Source organism: Bacillus sp. SH5-2, from assembly GCF_008368905.1.
GTDB lineage: Bacteria > Bacillota > Bacilli > Bacillales > Bacillaceae_G > Bacillus_A > Bacillus_A luti.
Genome location: NZ_QOSD01000002.1, coordinates 1 through 11,994 on the forward strand (window position 1 = coordinate 1; position 11,994 = coordinate 11,994).

Here is an 11,994-nt window from a genome sequence, read left to right on the forward strand (position 1 = left end):
TATAGGGTACATTTTATTACTCCCTCACTTTTTTATTTTTCAATATATGAAGTAAGGTTTTGATTAAAAATTTACAATTTTCACGTTTTTATTAGAGTATAATGCATATGTTGGTTGGTTTTCAAAAATAAATGAGAGTGAGGGAATGCAATGGCAATGAAAAATAAAGTTGGCCGAAAAATAGAGGATGGCATTAATTTGGCTTCAGCTCAGTTTAAAGAAGATGCTTATGAAATTTATAAAGAATCACGAAAAGTTCAACCTATTTTATTTGTGAATAAAGGTGAGTTAGGTGCAGAATGGCTCATTACAAGATATGAAGATGCCTTGCCACTTTTAAAAGATAATCGCTTAAAAAAAGATCCGGCCAATGTATTTTCTCAACATACAATGAATATGTTTCTTACTGTTGACAATAGCGATCATTTAACAACACATATGTTAAATTCGGATCCACCTAACCACAATCGTTTACGATCACTCGTACAAAAAGCTTTTACACCGAAGATGATTACGCAATTGGAAGGAAGAATTCAGGATATTGCAGACGATTTATTACATGATGTCAAACGAAAAAAATCACTAAATCTTGTTGATGATTATTCTTTTCCTTTACCAATCATTGTAATAAGTGAAATGCTCGGCATTCCGAAAGAAGATCAAGCGAAATTTAGAGTTTGGTCTCATGCTGTCATTGCTTCGCCAGAAACACCAGAAGAAATAAAAGAAACTGAAAGGCAACTAGCTGAATTTATTACATATCTTCAATATTTAGTTGATGTAAAACGAAAAGTTCCTAAAGATGATTTGGTTAGTGCGCTAATACTTGCTGAAAGTGAAGGACATAAACTTAGCGTCCCGGAACTATATTCGATGATAATGCTATTAATCGTTGCGGGTCATGAGACAACGGTGAATTTAATAACAAATACAGTATTAGCACTTCTCGAAAATCCGGATCAGTTGCAGTTATTAAAAGACAATCCCAATTTAATTGACTCCGCTATTGAGGAAGGATTGCGCTATTATTCTCCAGTTGAGGTTACAACTGCAAGATGGGCAGCTGAACCTTTTCAAATTCACGAGCAAATAATACAAAAAGGGGACATGGTTATCATTTCATTAGCTTCGGCTAATCGTGATGAAACAGTATTTGAAAACCCAGAAGTATTTGATATTAATCGGAAAAATAATCGTCACATTGCTTTTGGTCATGGTAGCCATTTCTGTCTTGGGGCTCCACTTGCTAGGTTAGAAGCGAAGATTGCTATTACTACTTTGTTTAATCGAATGCCTGAATTACACATAAAAGGGAATCGCGAAGAAATGAAATGGCAAGGAAATTACTTAATGCGTTCTTTGGAGGAATTACCTTTGACCTTCTAGAATAGTTACATTAAGACATGCATACATCAAAAATGATTTACATAGAGTATGTATGTGATATACAAATTCGAAACGGAAGGGTGAAAACATCCCAATGATCAACTAATTCTATTTGTAAGAGATCTTCGTTAAAAAACGAAATATTCTTCTGAATAGGATTAGTCTGTACATTTATAGAAAAGGGATGTGTTTCGCTCTGCGAAAAATATAGTCTTTTCATATGATTTGTGCTGCTTCCTGTTCAGAACATGAAATAGGAGGCTTTTTTATGTCGACAAATGTAGAAACAAAGCAAAATACTGGGGTATCACAAGTATTAAAAAATAGGTTTGTGCAAGGAATTCTAGCATCAGCATTATTTTTACAAATCGGAATATGGGTTCGAAACTTTGCGGTATTATTATATGTAATGGAAATGACAAAAGGTGATGCTTTTGCTATTTCAATGATTTCAGTGGCTGAGTTTGCTCCAATTTTCATCTTTTCCTTTATTGGTGGAACTTTTGCTGATAGGTGGAAGCCAAAGAAGACGATGATATGGTGCGAAACGTTAAGCTCTATTTCAGTATTCGCTGTGTTAATTACTCTTATGTTTGGAACTTGGAAAATCGTATTTTTTGTGACACTCATTTCGGCAATCCTTTCCCAATTTTCTCAACCATCAGGGATGAAATTGTTTAAGCAGCATTTATCAGCTGAACAAATTCAATTGGCAATGTCTATATATCAAACGATATTTGCAATATTTATGGTATTAGGACCTATTCTCGGCACATTTATTTTTCAAAGTTTTGGAATTTATATTTCAATTATTATAACAGGTATCTCGTTTTTACTTGCAGCAGTTGTATTGTTATTTCTTCCAAAAGATCTTGAAAACGAATCTGAAAAGAAAAAAATAACGCTGTTACAGGAAATGATTGATGGTATTAAATATGTGAAAAAGAAAAAAGCATTAACTTTGCTTGGATTATGTTTTATGGCAGCAGGGCTAGGGATAGGTTTAATTCAACCATTAGGGATTTTTATTGTAACTGAGCAGTTAGGGTTATCAAAAGAGAGTTTACAATGGTTACTAACAGTAAATGGTGCGGGGATGATTGTTGGCGGTGCTGTAGCGATGATATTTGCGAAAAATGTTGCTCCGCAAAAAATGTTAATAGTTGGGATGCTTGGTCAGGCAATTGGCATTGGTATCATAGGATATTCTACAAATTTATGGGTGACACTTACAGCACAACTTTTTAGCGGTTTAGCTCTTCCGTGTATTCAAATAGGTATTAATACGCTTATTATTCAAAATAGTGATACTGATTTTATTGGACGGGTAAACGGTATTTTAAGTCCATTATTTACTGGTTCAATGGTAGTCACGATGAGTATTGCTGGCTCATTAAAGGAGATGTTTTCATTAAGTACGATGTACGAGGGAACGGCTCTACTATTTATAATTGGATTATTGTTTATTTTACCTATTTACAATTTAAAGCCAGTAATAGCAGTTGAAAGTGAAATGAATGGTAAAGGAAGTGCTATGCAACATGAATCCTAATCCAAATGTTAAATACCCAATTGAAGGAAGTCAAAACGTTCATTTTATTAAAAATACAATAATGAAATCTAATATACTCGTTGGTGACTATTCTTATTATGATGCGAAACATGGGGAAACTTTAGAAGATCGAGTATTATATCATTATGAATTCATCGGAGATCGTCTCGTCATTGGAAAATTTTGTTGTATTGCATCTGGAGTTACCTTTATTATGAACGGAGCAAATCATCGAATGGATGGATTTTCGGCGTATCCTTTTAATATTTTCGGGAATGGATGGGATAAATTTACACCAGATTTATCTGATCTACCATATAAAGGAGATACAGTTATAGGAAATGACGTTTGGATTGGCATGGATACAACTATTATGCCTGGAATAAAAATAGGTGATGGTGCAATAATTGCAGCTAAATCTGTTGTGACCAGAGACGTCGCACCATATACAATTGTTGGTGGAAACCCTGCAAATAAAATAAAAGAGAGGTTTTCAAATGCAATAATAGAAGAATTATTGCAAATTCAATGGTGGCATTTTGAAGTTGAAAAGATAACCCAAAATATCGATGCTATTGTACGAGGTGATATAGAATCATTAAGAAAGCTCAAAAGGTAATAAAAATGCATTCTAAAGAGTATCATACCTCCGAATTTTGTTAATCATAATAGAACAAGGAGGTGTGATACTATGGCACAAGACGTTTTATGTGAAGTAAACAATTGTAAATTTTGGGCTAACGGTAATAAATGTAGTGCAGACGCAATTTATGTAGTAAGTAATAAAGGGAAACATGCATCAACTACGGAAGAAACAGATTGCAAAACTTTTGATCCAGAAATATAAATTTCCGAAGGGTAGCCAAATCGTGGTTGCCCTTTTATTAATTATAGTATTGATAATAAATCTCATTTTCATTCATGTTTTAAAAAATTTATTTCTTGACCTGAAACGCTTTTCATAAATTATAAATAAGGAGTACTTCACGAGATCAGTATGAGAACGATATCTTTCGTTTAATATAAACTCGTGTATTTATAGAAAGTGGTGAAGAAATAATGAAATTAATTGCAATTGATTTAGATGGAACTCTTCTTTCGGGGAATAAAATGATTAGTAAAGAGAATGCAGAAGCAATTCGAAAATGTCAGGAAGCTGGCCATGTTGTAGCAATTTGTACAGGACGTTCTATCGTCGACATTGAACGATTATTATTAGAAGTTAATTTAGAGTGTCCAATTATTGCGGAAAACGGTGCGCTAATATATAAAGATAAAAAAATGATGAAGAGATATCCAATTCAAAATATACAGGCACTTGAGATTGTGAACTATCTCGAAGAAAATGGCTTATATTATCAACTTTATACTGATAAAGGTGTATACGTACCGGAATATGGCGTAGAGAGCGTACGTAATGAAATCGAGTACGTGAAGAATTCAAAAGAAAATATTGACTTGAAAGAGTTAGAAACGATTGCAGCATTATACCTTGAGCATACAGCTTTTCATAGTGCAGAAAGCTGCAAACCAATTGTACAAACAGATATACACGTGCATAAACTGTTACCATTTTCTTATGACATTGAGAAACTAAAACAATTAAAAGAAAAGTTTCTTCATAATACAGATTTAGCAATTACATCTTCCTATTGGCATAATTTAGAGATTAATCACCGAGAGGCTCAAAAAGGAAATGGCTTATATACATTGGCAGAACATCTTAATATTTCAGTTGGAAATACGGTAGCGATAGGTGATGGCCTAAACGATGTTTCCATGATGGAAAAAGCAAATATATCAATTGCAATGGGAAATGCAGTTGAAGAAATAAAAGCGATGTGTCAATATGAAACGTTGACAAATGAAGAACACGGTGTTGCACATGCTCTCTATACGCATGTGTTAGCATAAAAAGTAAAAAAGAATCCAATGAGGATTCTTTTTTACTTTTTATTAGGGGTAAGGTATTCTATGAGATGCATAGAAGCCTTATTACCTATCATTATATAGAATATATTGGAATAAATGTTTAAAATTTTCATGATAATTATGAAAATTTTGTGAACTTTATGTTTTTTTTGTATTTTTATTCTGCTAAGAATTGTCTACCGTTTTGAAATTTGACGAAAACAAAGTAAGTTAGGGTGATGAGGGTGGCATACATATAGTAAGTCGCTTCGTATGGGATGGATGAAAGCTTTACTTGATTGTATACGATTACATATTTTTAATTGAAAAATAAAATTTGTTTGAATAATTATTCTACAGCTATATACCTATACGCACATTCTTCGTATAATGGAGAAGTATGAATTTTGGATTTGTATTAATTTTACATATTGAGGTGAAAAAGCAATGAATGCGCGGCTAATGGAACTTATTGATGTGAGTACAATAGAAACCATGGCAGAACAATTTTATGAGTTAACAAACATATCACATCAACTTCTTGATGCTGAAAAAGTATGTATATTTTCATTTGGAATAAATGAAATGGAAATATGTAAGCTTCCCAAAATTGAAATCCCCATTTTCTTATACAATCAATATTTAGGATCTTTTGTGGTATGGTGCCCCAAAAGTGAAATTTTCAATTGTCAAAAATACTTTGAAATGCTAGCAAACCTAATTTTAGATGGGGTAATAAAAGTATTTCAAAGTAAAAATGCAACGTTGCTCTCTCAAAAAGAGGAGGAGCTACATACAATTTTACAAAACATGCCTGTAATGGTCGATGCGCTTGATCATAATGGGGAATTTATTCTATGGAATCGTGAATGTGAAATTGTAACAGGTTATACTGCTGAAGAGATAATCGGGAATCCAAATGCACTTCAATTATTGTACCCGGACCATAATTATCGTCACCAAATACAAAGTAAATTTTTGACTCGTGGCAAAAATTTTAGAGATTGGGAAATGCGTTTAACATGTAAAAACGGAGAAGTTAAAACAATCATGTGGTCAAATATATCAGAGCAGTTTCCTGTAACAGGATTCAGCTACTGGGCTGTTGGTGTAGATATTACACATTTAAAAGCGATAGAAAAACAGTTGAAACAACAAACATCTGAATTGGAATTAATTTTTAAAGCTTTACCAGATTTATGTTTCTTAACAGAAGATGATGGCACAATTATTGATTATAAAGCAGGATCTCCTACAAAATTTTACGTACCCGCAGAGGCTTTTATGGGAAAAAAGTTTTACGAAATATTACCATCTCCAGTAGCGCAGCAATTTCAAGAAGCAGTTCATCAAGTGAAAGAAAAAGGAACAAATACAATTGTTGAATACCAACTTACAATTAATGGGAGTATCGATTTCTTTGAAGCTAGATGTTTACCATTATTGCAGGATAAAATTATGATTATCGTACGCGATATTACAGAGCGGAAAAAGACAGAAGAATTGCTAAATAAATCAGATACATTAGCAGCAATTGGTCAATTAGCAGCGGGCGTAGCTCATGAAGTTAGGAACCCATTAACCGTAATTAAAGGATTTATACAGTTATTTCAAATCAATAAAGAAGATCAAGAAAAATATTTTGATCTTATGCTTTCGGAAATTGAAAGAATAGAAGCGATTCTCCAAGAGTTTTTGTCGATTGCAAAAACAGATGAAATAAATACAGAAAAGAAAAATATTTATCAAATATTTAAAAATGTCGTATCATTAATAAATACAAAAGCAATTATGACAAATATTCAAGTGGAATTATATACAGATTCCAAAGAGTTAATCATTGAATGTTCAGAAAATCAACTGAAACAAGTATTTATTAATATTTTACAAAATTCAATTGAAGCTATGCCATCTGGTGGGAAAATTTCAATTCATATAAAAAAAATCAATAATGAGGGCGTTATTATTCATGTAATAGATGAAGGAATAGGAATACCTGAAGAAAGAATTAAGAGATTAGGGGAGCCTTTTTATAGTACAAAAGAAAAAGGTACCGGTATTGGATTAATGTTAAGCTATAAAATCATTGAAAGTCATCAAGGAACAATAAGTACAATGAGTAAGGTTGGGGTCGGAACAACTGTAACGATTTACTTGCCAAAAATTCAGAGTAAACAATCTCTATCAAATTGTGATGATATTGGAAAAGAAGTTCTAGATGCATATTTCGAATTAAAAAACGAGCGATTAACTGGAAAAGAGTCAAAAATAGGTAGCTCTAATGAAAAATAAAATGTGCGTAACGTCTCTAGTATTTATATGAACTAGAGACGTTTTTTATATAGGAATAGATTAGAAATGAGGTATAATATTCCATTAATCAAATAAAATGCTTAAAATAATTCTATTAACTATTCACGTTTTATAAAATAAATCATATATTGATAGCATAGGACAAGCTGAAAAACTTATCCTAACCTCACAGAACACTCCTTATCACATCTAAGCATCTACCTTTGTAGATGCTTTTTTTATTGATATCAATTATTTATAAACATAATGTAGCAAGTGTATTAGGACTGTTAATGTTAATTTCGTAATATAGTAATTGTAGTTTTGCACCCATAATTAAATTAATAGTTTGGACAATATAAAAACATAGAGGTCACACCTATATGCTTTTATTATCTAGCGAACTGCACAGCAGTATGTGCATGTAAAAATGCAGTATCAAAAACAGGAACAGTAAGATCATTTTGGGAAATGAGCAAAGGTATTTCAGTGCAGCCGAGTAGTATACCTTCTGCACCGTTTTGAATTAATGACTTTGTAATTTGTAATAGTTTTTCTTTTGATGATTTTGAAATAATGCCTTTACTTAATTCGTTTAATATAATGTGATGGATAAAAGCTCTTTCCTCTTCATTTGGAATGATTGTCTCAATGTTATAACTTGCTAGTCGTGATGTATAGAAATCTTGTTCCATCGTTTGTTTCGTACCCAATAGTCCGATACGCTTTATATTTTGTTCTACCATTTCTTTAGCACTTACATCACCAATGTGAAGAAGTGGAATAGATATTGCATTTTCTACTTCTTCAGCAAATAAATGGACCGTATTTGAACATATTAATAAACATTCAGCTCCGGATTTTTCAACCTTTTTTGCAACGGTGACTAATTCGTTTTTTACCTCTTCATATTGGTGGTTTTGCAATAAAGTAGTTACTTCACCAAAGTCCATACTATATAAAACAAGCTTTGCATTTTGAGCATATTGAGAGAGTGTAAGTGTATTAATATGTTTATAGTATAATGATGTAGATTCCCAACTTAGTCCACCAATTAAACCGATTACTTTCATCGTACATGCCTCCCGTAACTATTTTGAATTTATTATTTCATAATTCCGATAAGAATACAATGATTTAAATTTACTATTAAACAAAAAATAAAAATAATTAGAAAAGTATTGAAATTTATACTTCTTAGTGCCATAATACGAATTACAAATTAATACTTATCCAGAGAGGTGGAGGGAACGGCCCTATGAAACCTCAGCAACCCCTATGTAAATCCATAGGAAGGTGCTAATTCCGCAGAGGACACGATGTGTTTTTTGAAAGATAAGAGGATTCTTGAACGTGAAAGAAAATGACCTCTTATGTAAGGGGTCATTTTTTGTTGTACAGAAAGGGAGTGTCGATGCATAATTCATTTTCAAAATAAATATAGAGTAATTAAAGCTGACTAATATGAGAGGGGAATTGTAATGAATAAATTAACGACAAAATTAGTAGTAGCAATTGGGATTGGGGCAGCCTTATATGGCATATTAGGACTTTGGGGATTCACTATTGCACCGAATACATTTATTAAACCTGCATTAGCTATTTTAACCGTTTTTGGAGCGTTATTTGGTCCAGTGGCAGGACTGTTAATAGGACTTATCGGTCATACCGTAACAGATACAATCGCTGGATTTGGTATTTGGTGGGGATGGGTTATTAGTTCAGGCATTATCGGCTTTGCAATGGGGCTCATTCAAAAAAGAGTAGGCTTTAGTGTGAAAAACGGGACATATAATAAGGGAGATATTTCTTATTTAGCCATTACTGGATTAATTGGTATCGTCATTGCTATTATATTTGCTGGAGCTTTCGATATTGTTGTGATGGGAGAACCGTTTGACAAAATTGTTATACAAGTACTAGGGGCGGCTATATCTGATGTTATTGTATTTTTAGTTCTTGGATTACCAATTATAATTGGCTTAGCTAAATCAAATAAGAAACATACACATTTAAAAATTGAAAAGTAGGGATGTTAATATGCGACCGATTATTTCTTTCGAACAATTTACCTTTCAATACGGGCATGCTGCACAGCCTACGTTAAAAGACATTACTTTTCATATATATCCTGGGGAAAAAGTATTAATTGCTGGAAGAAGCGGTTCAGGAAAATCAACATTAGCTCATTGTATTAATGGGCTAATCCCATTTTCATATGAAGGAATTAGTACAGGAAGCATTTCAATTGCTGGTAAAGATCCGAGGAAAGGCAGTATTTTTGAACAGAGTAAACATGTAGGAACAATTTTGCAAGATCAAGACGCTCAATTTATTGGTTTGACAGTAGAAGAAGATGTAGCTTTTTATTTAGAAAATGAATGTGTACATCAAGATGATATGAGAAAGATCGTTTCAGATTCATTAAGAAAGGTGAAGATGCATACTACTCATAAACAAAGTCCACATGAATTATCAGGAGGTCAAAAGCAAACCGTTTCCCTAGCAGGTCTGTTAACAACAAATGCCGATATATTATTGTTCGATGAACCGTTAGCAAACTTAGATCCGCTAAGCAGCTTACATACGATTGAACTTATTAAAGATATACATAAGCAATATAAGAAAACAATTGTAATTATTGAACATCGAATAGAGGAAATTTTAAATTTGGATTTAGATAAAATTATTTTAATTGATGAAGGTGAAGTTGTTGCGATAGGGACACCAGAAGAGATTTTAGCGTCACATATATTACCTCGTATCGGCTTAAGAGAGCCTATTTACATCGAAGCGCTAAAAAAAATACATTACGATAGTAAAAATGGCTTAATATATCCACTTGAAAATCTTCAAAAGGAGAGGGTTAGTACTGTTATAAAAGAGTGGGTGAAAAAGCAAACTTTTGTAATGGATACTACTAAAAGTAAAGAAGTGTTTAACGTGAAAAATTTGTCATTTGCATATCCTAATAATCAAAGCGTATTAAAAAATATCAATCTCTCAATAAATGAAGGAGAAATTGTAACACTATTGGGCCAGAATGGAGCTGGGAAATCTACATTAGCCAATAGTCTTATTGGTATAAACAAAATAAAAGGTGGAGAAATTTTGTTAGATGGAGTAACTATTAATTCTTGGTCTATTCGTAAACGTGGGGAGAGTATATGTTATGTAATGCAAAATCCAAATCACATGATTACGCAACCGACTATTTTAGAAGAAGTTGTATTTACATTAAAAATAAAAAAATTTTCAAAGGAAGAAATTAAGAATAGAGCTGAAGAAGCGTTAAAAATTTGCGGTTTATATCCATTTCGTAATTGGCCAATTCAGGCATTAAGCTACGGACAAAAGAAGAGATTAACTATTGCAACTGTACTAACAACAAATCCAAAACTTATCATATTAGATGAACCGACGGCTGGACAAGATTATTATCATTATAAACAGTTCATGTCGTTTATTAGAAACCTAGCTAAAAAAGGAATCTCATTTATTTTTATCACGCACGATATGAATCTAGCATTAGAATATGCAGACCGAGCGATAGTACTACATGAAGGAGAAATAATTGCTGATAATACTGTATCCGTTGTATTAGGAGATCAAGAGATATTACAAAGGGCTAACTTAAGAGAGAGTTCTTTATTCAAGCTTGTTACATTTAGCGGCGTTTCATGTCAAAAAAAGTTTATAGAGCTTTATTTCTGTAATAATAGGAGTGAGGAAGGTGCATAGTACATATTTTTATCGTATGGATGGAGCAGTGAAATTGTTTTTATTTATTCTTTGTATGACACTTACCTTTTTGTTTTTTGATTTTCGTATATTGTTAATTTTATGTTTTATTGGGTGTATTGGACTTTTGCTTGCTAAAATTCCACTTCGTAAAATTTTAATTGTTTTTAGTGTTATATTTACATTTAGTTTATTAAACTCTGTCATGATTTTATTAATTACGCCAACCCATGGATCTGAATTAACTGGATCATATACTTCGTTTTTACATATTGGTTATGCGACAATTACATATGAAACATTATTTTATACAGCTACGCTTTCATTAAAATATTTTACCTTATTACCTTTTACACTTCTCTTTATTTATACGACAGATCCAAGTGAATTTGTAAGTAGCTTAAATAAACTTGGCATTCATTATAAAATTACATATGCAATAAATATCGCATTACGTTATATACCGGATATTCAATTTGAATATCAAATTATTAAACATGCACAAGAAGCAAGAGGAATAGCTTTTGAAAAAGGAGAAGCAAGTTTATGGACGCGCATGAAAAATCGTATTTTAATTTTCTGGCCTCTAATTATTCATTCGCTAGACAGAGTTGATACAGTTTCAAATGCAATGGATTTAAGAGGATTTGGAAAAAAGGATAAACGTACGTGGTTCTATACAAAAAAAACAAACGCCTGGGATTTTATTGCTTTGTTTGTAGGAATATTTATTTTGATTTTTGCAGTTTATTTAAAATTACATGTATTTCAAAATTTTTGGTATCCATTTTAAAGCACTCTAAAAGGAGTGCTTTTACTTATTTTATGCAGACATGCTCAAAAAAGGGATATTTACATAATGTATAATACGAACCAGTTAAAATGATCAACTACCTATTAGTTTTCAAACCAAAAGGAGGAGAAAATATGAGTTACGGTGGTTCTTGTGGTTTTGGTGGAGGTTTCGCTTTATTAGTTGTGTTGTTTATTTTATTAATTATTGTTGGATGCAGCTGTTGGGGCGGAGGATACTAATTTTTAATTAGTCTCCAATAATGTAAACTAAAAAAACATAGTAGATACTTATGTATCGAAACAAATAAAAAAGGAGC

10 protein-coding genes, 1 pseudogene and 1 riboswitch are annotated in these 11,994 nt (G+C 32.1%); of the genes and pseudogenes, 10 read left to right on the forward strand and 1 reads right to left on the reverse strand.

Annotation, left to right across the window (positions count from 1 at the left end):
- The first annotated feature begins 150 nt into the window (after window positions 1-150).
- The 6 genes and pseudogenes from DN410_RS01660 to DN410_RS01690 all read left to right on the forward strand — a co-directional run.
- Window positions 151-1,386, forward strand: coding sequence for a cytochrome P450 family protein (locus tag DN410_RS01660; RefSeq protein ID WP_149175054.1), 1,236 nt, complete (start codon window positions 151-153; stop codon window positions 1,384-1,386).
- Window positions 1,387-1,654: 268 nt separating this feature from the next.
- Complete coding sequence (locus DN410_RS01670) at window positions 1,655-2,938, forward strand: MFS transporter (RefSeq protein ID WP_149175056.1); 1,284 nt, start codon at window positions 1,655-1,657, stop codon at window positions 2,936-2,938.
- The gene (locus DN410_RS01675) at window positions 2,928-3,557 is read left to right on the forward strand and encodes a Vat family streptogramin A O-acetyltransferase (RefSeq protein WP_149175057.1); all 630 of its coding nucleotides are present in this window, start codon (window positions 2,928-2,930) and stop codon (window positions 3,555-3,557) included. Before DN410_RS01670 ends, DN410_RS01675 begins: the two co-directional genes overlap by 11 nt.
- A gap of 72 nt (window positions 3,558-3,629) precedes the next feature.
- Complete coding sequence (locus DN410_RS01680; protein WP_000046092.1) at window positions 3,630-3,785, forward strand: DUF1540 domain-containing protein; 156 nt, start codon at window positions 3,630-3,632, stop codon at window positions 3,783-3,785.
- Window positions 3,786-3,997: 212 nt separating this feature from the next.
- A complete protein-coding gene (locus DN410_RS01685; protein WP_149175058.1) occupies window positions 3,998-4,852 on the forward strand; it encodes a Cof-type HAD-IIB family hydrolase in 855 nt (284 codons plus the stop codon).
- 444 nt (window positions 4,853-5,296) lie between these two features.
- Window positions 5,297-7,048 (forward strand): annotated as a pseudogene (locus DN410_RS01690) (ATP-binding protein); the annotation flags it as partial.
- 485 nt (window positions 7,049-7,533) lie between these two features.
- Here the strand turns inward: DN410_RS01690 and DN410_RS01695 are convergent.
- On the reverse strand, window positions 7,534-8,214 hold the full coding sequence (locus tag DN410_RS01695) for an aspartate/glutamate racemase family protein (protein ID WP_149175059.1): 681 nt from the start codon (window positions 8,212-8,214) through the stop codon (window positions 7,534-7,536).
- 153 nt (window positions 8,215-8,367) lie between these two features.
- Window positions 8,368-8,483: riboswitch (SAM riboswitch) on the forward strand.
- Between the two features lie 139 nt (window positions 8,484-8,622).
- On the opposite strand from DN410_RS01695, the gene DN410_RS01700 reads away from it, so the two are divergent.
- The 4 genes from DN410_RS01700 to DN410_RS01715 all read left to right on the forward strand — a co-directional run bounded on the left by DN410_RS01700 (window position 8,623) and on the right by DN410_RS01715 (window position 11,917).
- Entirely contained in the window at window positions 8,623-9,171 is a 549-nt protein-coding gene (locus tag DN410_RS01700) for an ECF-type riboflavin transporter substrate-binding protein (protein ID WP_149175060.1), read from the forward strand.
- A 10-nt stretch (window positions 9,172-9,181) separates the two neighbouring features.
- Window positions 9,182-10,882 carry an ABC transporter ATP-binding protein gene (locus DN410_RS01705; protein ID WP_149175061.1) on the forward strand — a complete coding sequence of 567 codons (1,701 nt, stop codon included), beginning with the start codon at window positions 9,182-9,184 and terminating at the stop codon, window positions 10,880-10,882.
- The gene (locus DN410_RS01710) at window positions 10,875-11,675 is read left to right on the forward strand and encodes an energy-coupling factor transporter transmembrane component T family protein (protein WP_149175062.1); all 801 of its coding nucleotides are present in this window, start codon (window positions 10,875-10,877) and stop codon (window positions 11,673-11,675) included. Before DN410_RS01705 ends, DN410_RS01710 begins: the two co-directional genes overlap by 8 nt.
- 134 nt (window positions 11,676-11,809) lie before the next feature.
- Window positions 11,810-11,917, forward strand: a complete 108-nt coding sequence (locus DN410_RS01715; protein WP_000120182.1) for a YjcZ family sporulation protein — start codon at window positions 11,810-11,812, stop codon at window positions 11,915-11,917.
- Window positions 11,918-11,994 lie beyond the last annotated feature (77 nt).